Origin of the sequence: Treponema lecithinolyticum ATCC 700332 (assembly GCA_000468055.1) — a bacterium.
In the GTDB taxonomy this organism is placed as follows: Bacteria; Spirochaetota; Spirochaetia; order Treponematales; family Treponemataceae; genus Treponema_C; species Treponema_C lecithinolyticum.
In genome coordinates, this window is the sequence record KI260564.1 from 30373 (window position 1) to 46557 (window position 16185).

16 protein-coding genes are annotated in these 16185 nt (G+C 43.6%); 12 read left to right on the top strand and 4 right to left on the bottom strand.

The window, feature by feature from the left end:
- Positions 1-37: 37 nt before the first annotated feature.
- Positions 38-1132: a polynucleotide adenylyltransferase PcnB gene (gene pcnB, locus HMPREF9193_RS04745; protein WP_021686942.1), complete on the top strand. Its 1095-nt coding sequence runs from the start codon at positions 38-40 to the stop codon at positions 1130-1132.
- 35 nt (positions 1133-1167) lie between these two features.
- Here the strand turns inward: pcnB and HMPREF9193_RS04750 are convergent, their stop codons facing one another.
- On the bottom strand, positions 1168-2031 hold the full coding sequence (locus HMPREF9193_RS04750; RefSeq protein WP_021686943.1) for a hypothetical protein: 864 nt from the start codon (positions 2029-2031) through the stop codon (positions 1168-1170).
- Positions 2015-3199 (bottom strand): pseudouridine synthase, encoded by a 1185-nt coding sequence (locus HMPREF9193_RS10740; protein WP_021686944.1) that lies wholly within the window; start codon positions 3197-3199, stop codon positions 2015-2017. The genes HMPREF9193_RS04750 and HMPREF9193_RS10740 overlap by 17 nt, the downstream gene beginning before the upstream one ends.
- A gap of 71 nt (positions 3200-3270) precedes the next feature.
- Between HMPREF9193_RS10740 and HMPREF9193_RS04760 the strand changes: the two genes are divergently transcribed.
- The 11 genes from HMPREF9193_RS04760 (at position 3271) to HMPREF9193_RS04810 (ending at position 14857) form a co-directional block, all read left to right on the top strand.
- A complete protein-coding gene (locus HMPREF9193_RS04760; protein ID WP_021686945.1) occupies positions 3271-3750 on the top strand; it encodes a divergent PAP2 family protein in 480 nt (159 codons plus the stop codon).
- A gap of 13 nt (positions 3751-3763) precedes the next feature.
- Complete coding sequence (locus HMPREF9193_RS04765; RefSeq protein WP_021686946.1) at positions 3764-5257, top strand: hypothetical protein; 1494 nt, start codon at positions 3764-3766, stop codon at positions 5255-5257.
- A gap of 1 nt (position 5258) precedes the next feature.
- A complete protein-coding gene (locus HMPREF9193_RS04770; RefSeq protein WP_021686947.1) occupies positions 5259-6566 on the top strand; it encodes a 4Fe-4S-binding domain protein in 1308 nt (435 codons plus the stop codon).
- Complete coding sequence (locus HMPREF9193_RS04775) at positions 6550-6774, top strand: hypothetical protein (RefSeq protein ID WP_021686948.1); 225 nt, start codon at positions 6550-6552, stop codon at positions 6772-6774. Before HMPREF9193_RS04770 ends, HMPREF9193_RS04775 begins: the two co-directional genes overlap by 17 nt.
- Before the next feature lie 11 nt (positions 6775-6785).
- Positions 6786-7631, top strand: coding sequence for an RnfABCDGE type electron transport complex subunit D (locus HMPREF9193_RS04780; protein ID WP_371440102.1), 846 nt, complete (start codon positions 6786-6788; stop codon positions 7629-7631).
- Complete coding sequence (locus HMPREF9193_RS04785; RefSeq protein WP_021686950.1) at positions 7624-8076, top strand: hypothetical protein; 453 nt, start codon at positions 7624-7626, stop codon at positions 8074-8076. The genes HMPREF9193_RS04780 and HMPREF9193_RS04785 overlap by 8 nt, the downstream gene beginning before the upstream one ends.
- Entirely contained in the window at positions 8073-8684 is a 612-nt protein-coding gene (locus HMPREF9193_RS04790; RefSeq protein ID WP_021686951.1) for a hypothetical protein, read from the top strand. Before HMPREF9193_RS04785 ends, HMPREF9193_RS04790 begins: the two co-directional genes overlap by 4 nt.
- Positions 8681-9232, top strand: coding sequence for a hypothetical protein (locus HMPREF9193_RS04795; protein ID WP_021686952.1), 552 nt, complete (start codon positions 8681-8683; stop codon positions 9230-9232). Before HMPREF9193_RS04790 ends, HMPREF9193_RS04795 begins: the two co-directional genes overlap by 4 nt.
- Before the next feature lie 91 nt (positions 9233-9323).
- On the top strand, positions 9324-11303 hold the full coding sequence (locus tag HMPREF9193_RS04800) for an alpha-amylase/4-alpha-glucanotransferase domain-containing protein (RefSeq protein WP_021686953.1): 1980 nt from the start codon (positions 9324-9326) through the stop codon (positions 11301-11303).
- A gap of 10 nt (positions 11304-11313) precedes the next feature.
- The gene (metG, locus tag HMPREF9193_RS04805; RefSeq protein ID WP_040847609.1) at positions 11314-13710 is read left to right on the top strand and encodes a methionine--tRNA ligase; all 2397 of its coding nucleotides are present in this window, start codon (positions 11314-11316) and stop codon (positions 13708-13710) included.
- 7 nt (positions 13711-13717) lie between these two features.
- Positions 13718-14857, top strand: coding sequence for a lipid II:glycine glycyltransferase FemX (locus HMPREF9193_RS04810; RefSeq protein WP_021686955.1), 1140 nt, complete (start codon positions 13718-13720; stop codon positions 14855-14857).
- Here the strand turns inward: HMPREF9193_RS04810 and HMPREF9193_RS04815 are convergent, their stop codons facing one another.
- The gene (locus tag HMPREF9193_RS04815; RefSeq protein WP_021686956.1) at positions 14858-15487 is read right to left on the bottom strand and encodes a DUF2271 domain-containing protein; all 630 of its coding nucleotides are present in this window, start codon (positions 15485-15487) and stop codon (positions 14858-14860) included.
- Positions 15484-16083: a TetR/AcrR family transcriptional regulator gene (locus HMPREF9193_RS04820; protein WP_021686957.1), complete on the bottom strand. Its 600-nt coding sequence runs from the start codon at positions 16081-16083 to the stop codon at positions 15484-15486. The genes HMPREF9193_RS04815 and HMPREF9193_RS04820 overlap by 4 nt, the downstream gene beginning before the upstream one ends.
- Positions 16084-16185: the final 102 nt, after the last annotated feature.

Below are 16185 nucleotides of genomic sequence, written 5' to 3' on the forward strand. Positions count from 1 at the left end.
CTTGACCACGAGCGCTTGTTTGCTCTATTATCTAACGGTGCTATTTCGATATACCTCCGATAAAAACGGTAAACCGGTTAAAGCTGCCGTTATTTATACGGAAACGGAACACTGTATCAAAAAAAAAGATATAGATCCCGATGCTTTGCAAACAATTCTACGGCTCAAAAGTTACGGCTACGAAGCTTATATTGTCGGAGGAGCCGTACGTGATCTTTTACTGCAAAAAAAACCGAAAGATTTTGATTTGGTTACCGATGCAACACCGTCGCACATAAAAAAAATTTTCCGCAGTTCTTATATCATAGGAAAACGCTTTCGTATAGTACACGTGTTTTTCGGACCTAAAATTTTTGAAGTAACCACATTCCGCTCCATTGCCGGAGGTACTACGGGTAATGCATTCGGAACGATTGATGAAGACGTGCACCGCCGCGATTTTACCTTAAATGCGCTGTACTACGATCCGTTAAAAAATTATATTATAGATTATGTCGGCGGCGTTAAAGACATACGCATGCACAAATTAGTACCGGTTATTCCGCTTACCCATATTTTTACCGAAGATCCGGTGCGAATGATCCGCGCGGTAAAATATGCGGCGTCAACCGGATTTACTATGCCGCGCACTTTAAAGCATAAAATACAATCTTCGGTTTCGCTTTTGTCGCCCGTATCTCCTTCGCGCTTAACCGAAGAACTTATAAAAATCATTAGTTCCGGCTGTTCGCAAGTTATTGTAAAACAAGCTTTGGACACCGGTTTGTATATTTATTTACAGCCGAATGCGGCGGCGCTGATATATGAAAAAAAAGACTTTGCGGCTTCTTATTTTGCAAGCCTTGCCGAATTGGACGCCTTGCAGCGCACCGAACCGGAAGCGCGGTTAGGGAAAAAATTGGTATACCTTATACGCGACTTCATGGGTAGTTTAACCGATTGGAAAAAAGAAATTGAAGAAAAAACCGAAGCCGGAGAGCTGTACGCTTTAACATGGCAGCAATGCCGCTCTTTTGTGCTGCCTATGAATCCGCAACGCTCCGAACTTGATTATGCCGTCCGCTTTTGTTTAAAAGAGCGCGGCGTACCGGTGCGTGCTCCTAAAGCTAAAAAAAATAAAAACACAAAATAAAAGAGTGTGCGTGTTAAGGCTCGAGCGCTTAGCGTTTACGTGCGCGATATTTTATCTACGATAATGTTTACGCTTTCAATTAAAATTCCCGTGTAGCGTTCCAAATTTTCTATAACGTATTTTTGCAAATTGTGAATTTTACCGGCAAGCTGCGTTCCGAAAGGTACGTCGGTAGTGATAATCAATTTGTATCCGTGAGCATCGGTTTTTATCGTTAATTTTTTTATTTTAATTTCCGAATCGAATTCGCTTACGCAGTGCATAACCATTTGCGTAAGAGCGGCTTCGGAAATGGTAACTCTGCCTTTTTTGGAAAATTCCGGACGGACTACCGATTTTTCGTATACTTTTGTATTATTGCCCGATATTTTTTCTTTTCGCGCAAGTTTTACCCGTATGGCGTCGTAAAATATTTGTGGATAGCTTCGTTTTATTTCCAATGCCGGTACCGGTATAACATGTTTGCCTTCTATGTGACGCGAGCGGATTGCAAAATCGATTTCGTCTTGTGTCGCAATATCTTCGATTTTTATAATTTTTGAAGGCGGCGGAAGCTGTAAACGCATGGCGATTTTTTGCACCATTTTTTCAGATGTTCCCAAAATAAGCAAACGTTTTATGCTTTGCTTTTTCAGCGCACGCGCTATTTGATCACGGTGTTCTTTGTCATCGAACACTGCTGCGCGCACCGCCGCTAAAAACGTTTTTTCGCGCTTAGCCGAATGTCCTGCAAGAATTTTATCGTCTTGTATAAGTAAACCGTCGTCTATGATTGCATTTATATCGTATTTTTGCGCCAAAAGTTTTGCGCGAAAACTTTTTCCCGTGCCGCTTGCGCCGACAAGTGCAAAAACCGTTATACCTTTAAATAAAGCTAAAACTTCATCGAACAGTTTCATTAGCGTCAGTATACGGCAAAAGCTTAACATCACTCAAGAGAGTTTGTACGCATTGCGCAAAAAAAACGGGAAGCGGCGCGCTGAGTGAGCTTGGCAGTCCCAAGGGGTTGCCGGCAGGAAAGCACAGCTTGTGCGCATGTAAAAAAAGCGATTGAGCGTTTTGTTCGGCGCCGAACGGAAAAGTAAATGCCGGCGCACCGTAAGCGGTATCGCCTAAAAGGGGAAAGCCGCAAAATGCCGCTTGAGCTCGTATTTGGTGGGTGCGTCCGGTACTTATGCGTATTTTAGCAAAGGTAACGGAAAATGCATGAGCGGATTCGGATGAGCGCGGTTTTTGCTGCACTGTGTTTGGCGGCGCTACGTTTGAAGATACTGCAGCGGATGCGATGGGGTACACCTCGGTGCGTGCATACGCGCCGGCGTTTGCATGCTCAAGCGGCATAACGTTAACGGTTTTAAATGCTTTTGATGTTCGCGCTGAAGAAGAGCTTAAAGTGTTTGCGGAAAACTCGCTTGCTAAATTGTTATTGTGTAAAGCGTTTTTTTTGCGCACATCAAGCCTATGTTCCCACACGGCGCTCGTGTGCAGCGTGCCGCACAAAAGAGCAAGGTATTCTTTTTTTATTTTTTTATCTTTAAGAGCTTGCGAAAACCATTGCGCCCCTTTTAAACTTTGTGAAAATGCAAGCAAACCGGTTGTTCTGCGGTCGAGGCGGTGCAGGGGACCGGGGGTAAAAGAAAGAGCTTGTGCTTTTTCTTTTGTGCGGCACTCCAGCCTATAGTCGTTTTGTACGATACTGTCCAAAGCTTGACAGCCGTGTGCGCCGTGTACGGGAATACCGTAGGGTTTATTTATAATGCGGATGTGTTCGTTTTTAAAAACGTCCTGTAATACCGGAGCGCAAAGCGCGTTGTATACGCCGTCAGTCGGCGTTTGTAATTTTTTGCTTTCGGCTCCGTTTTGGTAAAGATATTGTTCAATTGCAATGCAATCGCCGCTTTGCACGCGGTAATCGGCACTTGTTTTTTTATCGTTTACGCGGATAAAACCGTTTCTTATGCTTTTGTATAAAAGGGGCAGCGGATGCTGCAAAAGGAATTTGCGGAGCACACGGTCGAGCCTGCGGTTTTGATCATCTTTTTCCGCAAAAAAACGCATAAACTGCATACAAAAAGTATAGCGTTCATTGTTTTTTTTGCCTACTAGACAAAAGTCGGTATACGGGTAAAATAATCGGTATGTTTTTTACCGTTCGGAAACAACTGTATTTTTTACTGACTAACCCCGTTTTTCTTTCAGCACTGTTCAGTTGGCTTTCCGCACAGTTTATAAAAACGGTTATTCAGCTTTTAACCGGAAAAGTCTCTGATTTTAAAGAACTCATTGCACTCCTTTTTTGGCGTACCGGCGGTATGCCTTCAAGCCATTCGGCTTTAGTGTGTGCTATGTCGGCTTCTATAGGTTTCCGTTCCGGAGTTAATTCCGACATTTTTGTTTTAGCGTGTTGTTTTACTTTAGTAGTCATACGCGATGCGCTGGGAGTACGCCGCGCAAGCGGTTTACAAGCGCGCACGCTTAATGAAGTGGGAAAAGAGCTGCATAAAAAAAATATTATAGAATTTCAAGCGGTAAAAGAGGTGCACGGTCATAAACCACTGGAAGTTTTTGTAGGCTGCTTGCTCGGTTTATTTATCGGAGCCGCTTTTTCGGTATTGTAACAGCGATAGTCCGATGAAATCAAAGACGCTTGTTTTTACTTCAGCAATACTTTTTTTTGTGTGTATATGCATTTTGTTTTTTTTCCGCCTAAGCCCTTCATTCAAAATATGGGACGGTTATAATGTCATATACGTTGATAAAACGCTAAGCGCTGACGAAGTAAACCGCACGCTTAGTCAAGCAGGCATTACCGGCATAGTTTCGCCCCTGCACAATCCCTTTCCGCCGCTTCCGGTTATGGCACCGGTACAGCATACGGCACTATACGACAATTTTTCTTACAACGATTTGCAAACGCTCTTTTTTTCGGATAAAAACGATTTGTTTAATTTGTACTACATACCGCAGCGGTATAAAACAAAAGCGGCAGCCGCATTGCAGCGCATACACGTACTGTGGGGAATCGATGCGCCGTATTCAATGCCGTGGATAATTCCTATAGCTTTATGTGTTGTATGCGCATACTTTATTTTTTTTGCAAAAAATCGTTTGTTTTTTTTATGCGCGGTTTTTCCTCTTGTATGCTATGCGGCTGCCGTACCGCTGTACCAAACGGCATCTTTTGTGTGTATGTGCTTGTACTCTTTGTTCGGTATACAAAAATTATGGCAGCGAAGATATTTTTTTGAAGCAATAAAGTACCGCTTTGTTTTACTTATTCCCTTTGTGTTTTTACCCGTGTCCGCCGTTTTATTGGGCTTGCGTTCGTTTTTGCTTTTGTGTACTTCTTGCACTGCATGCTCCGCCTTGATATACATTTTATTAAAAACCGAAAAGTTGCAGCGGAACAAAAAAAGTTTTAACCCCGTTCCGATTTTTTCCGCACGGACGGTACAAACTTCGGATGTTTTTAATTTGCGCTTTGCGCTGCTTCCTGCAATATGCGCGGCAGTGTTTTGCCTCTGTGCGGCAAGCGGCATACATACTCCCGCCCATGCATCGGCAAAAAATACAAAGGCAGGTTTATATCTTCCCGCTCCGGCAGTTCATACGGTACAAAAAGATTTTTCTGCAGCTTCGTACAAAGCGGTTTTAAAATACGAAGTAAAAAACCGGCTGCCCGATTTAACCGATTTTATACACGCTTCGTGGTATACGCAAACCTATCCGTTCCGCCGGTTGGAAAAAGCTGATGCAGGTTTTAAACTCCCCGAATTCGGCGAACGGGTAAACTTTAGCGACTATATAAAAAGCGGCGAAAAACTTGAAAAAAAAATGCTCAGCGCACAAGTGTTTGACGAAGAGTTTATACAAAAAACGGTTGACGCCGCACGGAATGCAAATGCTGCGGATAGTGCGAATACTGCAAACAGTACAAACGGCGCTGCAGCGGATAAGGCTTTCGGTATACAAAGGCTTTTAGCCGCTCAAAGAGGTTTTATGCGCACGCTTTACATACGCGCCGACAGTGCAAAAGGCGGTAAACTTTCCCTTGTCTTTACCTTTGCAGCATTTGCATATATACTATCGATTATTATCGGTTTTGCAATAAAGAGGCGCATATAGCATGAGCGACAAAAAAGAAAATTTTGAATTTCAGCGTTACGATTACCGATATCTTCATTCCGCTTTTATACCGTCTTTAATAACGATTTTTGCAGAACAAAATGGAAGTCAATCTCATTTGTTGGTAAAAGAAGGAGATAGGGTAACGGAAGGGCAGCTTATCGCTTCAGGCTTTTCAGATACGGTGCCGGTTCATTCGCCCATACCGGGAACCGTTTGCGCTGTTAAAAGTTGTACACTGTACGACGGAACACTTGCCGAGTCTACCGTCATACGCTTGGAAGGTTCTTTTGCTTTTGAAGGAAAAACCGCTGCCGGAGAAACGGATATTGCTTTTTTACAAAAACGTTCGCCTTACAGTATTGTTTCGCAAATTAAAGAAGCCGGTATTATCAATACGTTTGACAATACGTCATTGGCTGCAACGCTTGGACGGGATACGCAAAAATCACCGGTTTTGGGGGTGCGCTTATTTGACGCCGATCCGAGCTGTTCTGTGGACAGTTTTGTAACGGAGTTTTTTACAAAAGAAGTTTTTGAAGGCGCTTTATTGTGCGCTCGCTCGCTTAAAGCAAACGCTGTCGTTTTTTTTTATGACCCTAAAAGCTTTAGAATACCCGATGCTGTACAAACCGACCGCCTTTTTTTCGGTTTGCCTTATTTTTTTATAAAAACAAACAAAGAGCGCTATCCTGCCGGCTCGGAACAGGTTTTGCAAAAACTGACTGCAAAACATGCCGCCGATTTTTTTAAAAACACGCAAGCGCACATTTCCCTTTTTATAGACAGTAACACCGCAGCCGCCGCATACCGGTGCTTGCGTTTTTCGCTGCCGCTTTTGGATACGATAGTTGAAGTAAACGGTTCGGCGCTGCACGAAAGTAAAATGTTCAAAGTTAAAATAGGCACGCCGCTTCGCCGGCTGGTAGAAGAATGCGGCGGCTGCGAAAGCGTTCCTTCCAAAATAATTGTAAACGGTCTTATACAGGGAACCGCCGTTGCGGACTTGGATATGCCGGTTACCAAGTATTTAAAAACGCTTACTTTATTGTCTTCAGACAGTATACCCGATTTGCGCACAACACAGTGCATAAATTGCGGTTTTTGCCGCTCGGTATGTCCGATGGGAATACAGCCCGACCGCATATTTGACCACCGGATAAATAATACGGTATTGCCGGACGAAATACTTTTATCCGCACATTTGTGCGACAACTGCGCTTTGTGCAATGCGGCATGTCCTGCGCGCTTACCCTTACACCAAACCGTATCAAATTACAAGGAACATCCGTATGCGCCAAAAGTATAATACTATAACATTAAATCCTTTTTGTTGTTCAAACCCTTCGGTAAACGATATTGCAAAAACAATTTTGATTGTTTTATGCCCGCAAATACTTATGCTGTTTGCAACAAAAAGCGTTTCTTCTGTTATTTTACTTGCGTGCAGTGTTTTTGCTTCATGCGCCGCCCAAGCTCTTTTTGCAGTGCTTAAAAAAAACTTTCCCTTGCAATAGGAGAAGCGGTTATACAGGGTATACTGATCGGAATGTTTTTGCCTGCAGGCTATCCGTATTTTATTGCATTTGCGGCAATCCTATGCATATTGTTTTTTCAAAAGCTGATATTCGGTACGAACGCTCAGCCGTGGGCAAACATCACGGTTGTTGCCGTTATCATTATGTATTTTTTATATCCGTCGGCTTTTCCGCCCATACTGCTTGCCCAAGAATACTTTGCCGACATAGGCGCAAGCGGACGCTTGTTTTCGGAAAACATTGTTACTTTGCGCTCATTCGATAAATATGTAACAGAGTTTTTAAACGGCAGTATATTTTCCGGTTTGGGCGTTTCGGTACCCGAAGGCTATGTAACGCTTTTTTGGGATTCGCAATCGCTCATTCCCGCATTTCGTTTTAATATGTTAACTTTAATCGCTTCTTTGGTTCTTACGGCGTACCGTGCAGCAGATTCTTTAGTATCCTATCTTTTTATCTTGGTATATGCCGTTGCCGTGCGTTTGTTTGCTTTATATCCGTACGGCGGCACTGTCGGAAGCGGCGATATTCTTTTAGCGTTTTTTACCGGAGGAACATTGTTTTCCGCATTTTTTATTTTGGGGCGCTTCGGCACTGCGCCTTTATCTATCGGCGGAAAATGCGTATATGCCGTTTCGGGCGGAATCATTATGTTTTTAATTTGCGGTATGGGCTCTCCTGCCATTTCTTCCGTTTTTGTCCTTTTATTTTTAAACATACTGTCGCCGGTTATACGCTACTGTGAAGATGTGCTGTACCGCTTGCGTTTGCGTGCGCTGCTTTGCGCTGCCGGCATAAAAGGCGGAAGTGATAAAGGAGAAACCGGTAATGGTTAAAAAAGACAGTTTAAAAATTGGTGCAACGGCGGCGGCTTTTTTAGCTTTTTTCGGCGTATTGTGTGCAATACATATTCCGGTTAAAAAAAGTACGGCAAAAGCATTTGCACAAAACATACAAAACGTTTTGGATCAAAACGGCTTGGTAGACTACCGCGTACAAGAGCAATTGCTTTTAAAAAATCCCGGACAAGTTTCTTTGAGCGTATTTAAGTTGACAGGAACAAAGGCAAGCGCTCCGTCATACGCTTGTCTTATGCGCATTACCGGTATATGCGGTCCGGTGCCGGTTGTATTTGTGTATGAATACGCGGATGTGCGCTATGTCGGTATTGCAGGATTTAAAGACACAATATACACAAAAGAAAACTGCGGTATAAGCGATATTCAAATTGCGTATTGGAGTTCGCGCATCCGATTTGTTATGGAGGATATGCTTAAATGACAAAAAAACATATTTTTATTTACATTGGCGCATGTCTTTCGTTATTTGTTCCGGCTCCTGCGCGCTTTGCATACGGCATTGTATTGATTATTTTTGCAGATATAATACTTATGACGGTTATAGCGGTAAAATTGCTTTTGCAGCGCCTTAAACTCGATCTTTATAAAAATTTTTTGTGCGCCCTTGCTGCCGCCGGTATGAGCGTATTTGTGTTTGAACTTTTAAGTTTGTGGTCGCCCGTTACACTTTTTACGCTCGGTTTTACCGTGTATCTTATTCCGCTTTCAGCATTTGTTATGCACGCTGTAGCGGAAGAAAAAAAGAACGACGAAGATACGTTAATCGGCGGCTTACAGGATTGTACTTTTTTAAGCGCGGCAGGTTTATTGTTTTTTGCCGTAAGAGAATTGTTTGCTTACGGTTCTTTGTCTTTCCCCGATTCTGAAGGTATAAACGTGTTTTCTCTTTTACCCGATTTTATACCCTTTCCCGTTTTTTTATGGGCGGGTATTCCCGGTTCGCTTATATTGCTTGCTCTTTTTGTAACGGTTTTAGCCTTTGTATACCGTAAACTTGAAGCAAATAGCAAGGAGGAAAGCGAACAATGATTTTTCTTACAGTGTCTATGTATGTTTTATTGTGTTCCGCTCCTCTTGTATACGGCATCGGCTTAAAGAATTTAGTAAAATCTCCGCCCAATGTTAAAACCGTATGTTTGTCGGCGGCAAAATCTTTTGTTAGCGCGCTGTGCTCCATTACGGTGATGTGGTTTATAACAGACGCATTGCTTGCACCTTATTCGCTTGCTTTTTTGTTTCCGTTTATAGCTCTTGCGCTAACGGCAGGCTTTTCCATTGCCGCTAACCGGATTATACGGCGTTTTTTTAATATACACGTGGGTGCTTTTGATGTCAGCTTTTTAACAGGTATTTTAGCTTTGGCGGAAGGTTTTAGTTTGCAATATGCACTGATTATAGGTTTTGCCGCAACACTGTCGTTTTACTTACTGATACCGGTAATAAGGGCAATCAGAACGCGGCTTTTTATGAGTTCCTATTCGGAAAATTACAATGACTACGCTATGCTGTTTGTTACGGCAGCGTTGATTTTATGTGCATTTTATGCATTTAATTTTTCATGGCTTTATGTACATTAAAAAAAATATGCAAAAAGTAGTAAAAATGGCACAATTGTGGCAATTACAGCTTTAAAAAAATACCGTATTGGTATATCATAGAGTAGCGAATATGGGTACGATACATATATGCTTTGTGCTCAGCTTTAGTGTTGCCGGAAGCGAATTGCCGGACACTATTGAAGAGCTGTATCAAAAAAAATATAAAAAGATTCTCAGCTTTTTGTACGCTCACCAAGATATGTGTATTACATTGTTTGTGCCCGGTATTGTACTTGAATGGATTGAAAAAAAACATCCGGAAATAACTTCGGTATGTTTGGAAATGATAAACCGCAGACAAATTGAAATACTCGGCGGCGGTTATTACGAGCCGCTGTTTCCCTTGCTGCTTCCGGTAGATAGAGTTGCGCAAATTGAAGCGCTTACTACAGCAATCCGTAAAGCTACCGGCAAACGTCCGCGCGGCGCGTTTTTAACCGAAAGCGTATGGGACCCGTCCCTTGTATACAGTTTTAATACGTGCAGCATAGAATATACGCTTTTAGACAGCCGCCTTATACCGCAAAGTCAATTTAAACCCATTTCCAGTTTTTTACCGATCGTTATGGAAGACATGGGTAAAACAACAACAGTTATACCGCTTCATCAAAGCAGTATGCCGCAAAAGGGACAGTCGCCGGTAGAATATTTACACTTTACGCATACCGTTGCCCAATCGGGAGATTCGTCGGTTTTAGCTTGTTTGTTTACTCCGGCAAACTTTTTGGAATTAATGGAATCCAAATGGTTTGAAAATTTTCTTACTCTTTTAAAAAATGATCAAATTGCTTCTCTTTCCGTTCCTCAGCGCTATTTAAAACAATACAAAGCCCGCTCCAGAACCTATATACCGGCAGGCTGTATGTCCGATGCGGCGCTGTGGACGCTTGAACCCTTTGTACCGCACACGCGCGTTTTTACCGAAGCTATACGGCCTACGGTAAAAGATTTTTTAACCGTGTATCCCGAATCAAACCGTTTATACAGCCGTATGATGTATGTGAGTATGCTTATAAACCAGTGCAGGGGAGATAAAGCGCGTAAAAAAGCGGCAAAAGAAGAATTGTGGGCAGCACAAAATTTTGCAGCGTATATTTACACGGGAAAAGGCGGTATCAGCGATAAAGTTTTGCGCGGTAAAACGTACCGACACTTACTGCAAGCGGAAAAACTTGCCCGCTCGGTATCGGGATTTAAAGAAAATTCGAGCGCATTCGACTTTAGCATGTCCGGCGGAAGAGACTTTTTATGCTGTTTTGCTCCGTTTAACGCTTTTTTCGGTTTACAGGGCGGTGCTTTATTTGAATTCGATGTACTGCAAAACACTTCGAATTATTGTTCAACCACACAGCGTTCAAAAAAAATCGACGGCATTGCAGACACATACGAAAAAAAAATGTTTACGGACCATTTGTGGGATAAAGAAGACTTTGCCGGTTTTATTTCGGGCAACGGCTGTCCGGGGGCTTTGTTTCCCTCAGTGCGTTATACGGAAGTAAGCTTTGACCGCATTAAAAGCGAAATTAAACTGTCTGCCGATATTGTATGGGGAAAAAAAGAAATACCGATATCGCTTAAAAAAAATTACAGCGTATCTTCAAACGGTATTATTTGCCAATATATTTTAAAGAATAAAGGGACTCAAGACTTACAGGCAAAATTTGCCGTTGAACACAACCTTGCCATTCCTGGCGACAGTGCAGGCGTTTTAAATGCCGAAGTTATTGCAGGCGATGTAAAAGAAAGCGCTGTTGCCGAACAAGCTTATGTAAAAAAAACTGGCGTATCGATGATACGGCTTACGGACAGCGCTTCGGATATTCACTTTATGTTTGAACCGAACGAGCAGTGCGGTTTTTATCTTCAACCGTTTTTTACCCAAAGTTCGCATGCATACGAAATAAAAAAAATAAAAAATTATGAAGCGCACACGTGTGCATTTTTTTGGGACGTGTGTATTCCGCCGGGTATGGAAACGGAAAAAATCCTTAACTTAACTTTAGTTACTGCGGAAAAATGCGCGGTTGCAAAAAAGGCAAAAAAGCGCTAAACTGCCGTCTATGAATAGACGATTGATTACTTCTGCTTTACCTTACGTAAACAACGTTCCCCATTTGGGAAATTTAATACAAGTGTTGTCCGCCGACGTTTTTGCCCGCTTTTGCCGCAGCCGCGGTTATAAAACGCTGTATGTGTGCGGTACCGACGAATACGGTACGGCAACCGAAACAAAAGCGCTGGAAGAAAAAAAAACACCCAGACAATTATGCGATTATTATCATGCAATACATAAAGATATTTACAAATGGTTCGCCATTGACTTCGACCATTTTGGGCGCACATCGGAAGTACAGCAAACCGAAATAGTTCAGTCTTTGTTTAGCGCACTTGATGAGCGCGGTTATATAAAAGAGCATACGGTTGAACAGTTGTTTTGTCCCCAATGCGAACGTTTTTTAGCCGACCGCTATGTGCGCGGAACTTGCCCGCACTGCGGCTACGAAGACGCACGAGGCGATCAGTGCGAGCACTGCGGCAAATTGCTTGAGCCGGTAGAACTAAACGAACCGCGCTGTTCAACTTGTTCACATACGCCCGAAGTAAAGTCGACAAAGCATTTATACATCGATTTGCCGGCTATTCAAAAAGAATATGCGCCGTGGATGAAAGAAGTGAGCGAAAAAGGCAAGTGGTCTAAAAACGCCGTACAAATGACGCAAGCTTGGATCCGCGACGGTTTGCACGAGCGCGCCATCACCCGTGATTTAAAATGGGGCATTCCCGTTCCCAAAGACGGCTTTGAAAACAAAGTATTTTACGTATGGTTTGACGCGCCCATAGGCTATATTTCCATAACCAAAGCTTTGTGCGATAAACTTGCACAAGAAGCGCGCGACGGTAAAATTCCTGCTGATAAAGTTCCCGATTGGAAGTCGTGGTGGCTTCCCGAAGAGTCCGGTGCAAGCGATGCCAAAGAGCCGGTCGATTTATTTCAGTTTATAGGTAAAGACAATATACCGTTTCACACCGTGATTTTTCCTTCAACCCTTATCGGAAGCGGAAAAAACTGGACAAAACTGTACCACATGAGCAGTACCGAATATTTGAATTACGAAAGCGGTAAATTCAGTAAATCCAAGGGAATCGGCGTTTTCGGAAGCGATGCCAAAGAATCCGGAATTCCTGCAGATATGTGGCGTTTTTACATATTTTACAACAGACCGGAAAAATCGGATACGCAGTTTACGTGGAAAGATTTTCAGGATAAGGTAAACAGCGAATTGGTGGGAAATTTAGCTAATTTGGTAAACCGCACGACCACCTTTGTAAAGCGCTACTATGATGGAAAAATTCCCGAAGGTAAAAAAGACGAAGAATTGTGGAATCTCGTGGTTAAAGCTGAAAAACGCATTACTGAACTGTACGAATGGGCTGATTTAAAAGACGCATTTCACGAATTGTTTGCGCTTTCTTCGATTGCAAACAAAGCTTTTCAAGACGGAGAGCCGTGGAAAACCCGCGAAACCGATCCGGAAAAAGCTTGTTCGCTTATCCGTGATTTGTGCTATATTATAAAAGATTTGATGATTATGTGTTATCCGGTTATGCCGCAATATGCGGAACAAGTGCTCGGCTTTTTCGGTAAAACCGGACGATTGGGAACAATCGGCGACGAAAGCGCTGCAAAAGATGCTTTAACGTGGAAAGATTTGGGCAATACCGACGGTTTAAGCGAAGTTGTTGAAACGCGCATTATTTTTACTCCTTTAGATAATGTAAAAATCGATGCGTACCGCGAACGCTATTCGGGAAAACAAGCGGATCGAGCCGGAAACGGAAACGGCGGAAAGGCTGCGATGAGTGCCGGCAACAGCGGAAAACCCGCTTCCGGCACTGCGGTACATGCTGCACCGAAGGGGGCTCCTGCCCACGAGATGCCCAAAACGGCTGAAAATCCTGAGGCGCATTTTAACCGCTTTATCGCGCTTAAAACGGCAAAGATCCTTAAAGCAGAAAAACACCCCGAAGCGGATAAGCTTTATATAGAAACGATTGATGACGGAAGCGGTGAGGAGCGCGTTATTCTTTCCGGCTTGGTGCCGTATTTTACTGCCGAAGAGTTAACGGGAAAAGACATTATCATTGCCGACAATTTAAAACCGAGAAAAATGCGCGGCATAGAAAGCCGCGGCATGCTTTTGGCAGCCGACTATACCGATTCTTTCGGAAAAGAATGCGTTGAAATTTTAGGCTGTCCGGGAGCAGCTCCCGGTACTCCCGTCGTTCTTGAAGGAAGCGATCCCGAATCGGAAAAGCCTGCACAAATCGAAGCCGATGTTTTTTTTGCTTGCCCGATTAACGTAACAGATAATTGCGTAACCGTCGGCGGAAAGCCCCTTGTTGCCGGCGGCAAAAAACTTATAACCGTTTATACTGCAAACGGCGAAGTACACTGAGGTTGCTTTGTTTTCCGTACAAGCCCGCCTTTTGGAGCGCGATGAAATTGCCGCAGATTCACAGTATGCAAAAGCGGACGGCACGGAGCGTCGCATATCTTTTTTGCAGTCGGCGTTTTGGGCAAGCTTTAAAGCGCTGCACGGATGGAAGCCGCTTCGCTTTGAGCTTACCGTGTGTTCGGATATCTCCGATGAGCTGGATGTACCCGATGAGAGGCGGGGGCAAAAAAAATTGTCCGTTGAGCTTTCGGTTTTGATCCGCAGCTTTAAGCGTTTTTTTTCGATTGCCTATATTCCGATGGGGCCCGATTTATCTTCTTTGGCGCTTTGCCGGGATGAACCGGCCTCTTTTTGGATTCGGACGGTTGAAGCGGTAAAGCCTTTTTTGCCTAAAAACAGTTTGTGTTTGCGCTTTGATCCGCCCCTCGATTTTTATTCGCTTGGCGAACGTTATGATTTTGTGAGCTCTATTAAAAAGCCGCTTATAAAATCGCTTGCGGACATACAGCCGCCGGATACTACGGTTTTGGATTTAACGCTTGATGAGCAAACACTGCTTGGTAATATGAAACCAAAATGGCGGTACAATATACGCCTTGCCGAAAAAAAAGATGTCGTTGTCCGTGAGGGCGGCATAGGCGATATCGATGTATTTTACGGTTTGTATTGCCAAACGGCAAAGCGTGACGGTATTGCCGTTCACGGAAAATCTTATTACAAAGATTTACTTTCCCGCTCGGGAACCGACGGCTGTCTCGTGCGCTTGTACATAGCCGAACACGAAAACGATGCGCTTGCCGCAGTTATCGTGCTGTTTGCAAAAAACGAAGCCGTGTATTTATACGGTGCTTCGTCTAATGTTAAACGCAACCTTATGCCGGCATACCTTTTGCAGTGGACAGCCGTTTTGCAGGCAAAACGCGCAGGCTGCCTCACGTACGACTTTTACGGTATGCCGCCTACCGACGACGAAAAACATCCTATGCACGGTTTATACCGATTTAAAACCGGTTTCGGCGGAAAAATCATACACCGTCCGGGAAGCATAGACGTACCGCTTTCGCCGCTGTATGTTCCGTTTGCGCTTGCCGAACGGCTGCGTATGTTTTACCACAAGCGTTTAAAAAAACTGTTTGTCCGCCGCTGATTATTTTTTTGTTACGCTGATTTTTTCTACAATGTTTTTTGCCGTCGTCAACTTTGAAACGTCGCCGTGAATCTTTCCGTCGTCACCGTTTTCTGAACCCGTTCCGGCAAGCAAAAGCGTTATTTCCTTGTCCGGTCCGTCCGAATCTCCGTCCGCCGGAATTTTTGCTTCGTATACGACGGACGGCTGGCCGTTTACGCCGGAATTTTTCTTTGTGTAAAAATCGTTGTAATCGAAACTCGTATTGAATTCGGCTTTGATAACGCATTCTGTATCGCCGATTTGTGCGGTGAATACGATGCCGCCTTTCGGCGTCGCCGATGTTACCGCGTCCACCTCTGTGCTGTTCGGCGCATTTTTTACGCTGCCGTAATTTGCCGCATGATACCACACCGGAAGCGCTTCGGGTCTTCCTTCTTTGGGACCGAAAATCCAATTTCGCTTGCTTGAGCGCTGTGTTACGTACAGGGTGCGCACATAAGTGCCGTCGGCATCTTCAAGCCATACGGCACACTGCGGGTTCATTTTTGCCTTCCAATTTTTTCCCGCTTCAATAACGACGCTAACTTCTTTTGCAAAAAGTGCCGACGCTGCCGATAAAATTACAAATACTGCAAATGCTCTTTTCATTTTGTACCTCCAAAAATTGCATTTATCCATAAGTCAATAAAACGGTTCATATATGCCGAACCGTTATCCCAATATTTTTTATTGCACTTTTTAAGAAAAACCGCTTCAACGCAGCCCCACAGCCCCGACACGAGAATGTCCACATCAAGCTGCGGATTTGCCGAGCGGGCACTTCCGCTTTGTACGCATGCCTTTAAAACTTCGGTTGCCGCCTTATTGCACACAAAATATGACTCTCTAAATTCATTGCCGGCAGCGGCAGAAGTTTTAATTCCCTGTATAACGAGCAATGCACGGCGCGGATTTTCAAAACACCAATCGCGGAACGTATGTGCGGCGGTTTGCAATTTTTTTTTGTCCGCGCTCAGATTTTGTACACGGTTAAGTATTCTTTCGTTCAATTCGTGTAAGCAGTCAAGGCTTATTTCCTGAAAAAGGCTGTCTTTGTCCTTATAATAGTGGTAAATGTTTGCTGCCGTAATGCTGCAGTTTGCGGCAATATCGCGCATGGAAATCGAATCCGGATTTTTTTCCATGAGTAATTCAAGCGTTTTTGTTTTTATTGTCGATACGATTTGTGTGTTTGCCTTTCTCATAATCGTCTCTTTTGCGTTTTATTATTGAACAATGATAAATTAACACTGTTTAATAATAAAGTCAAGCGGACGCGTTACACTTGACTTGCGTTTGACTCGAAT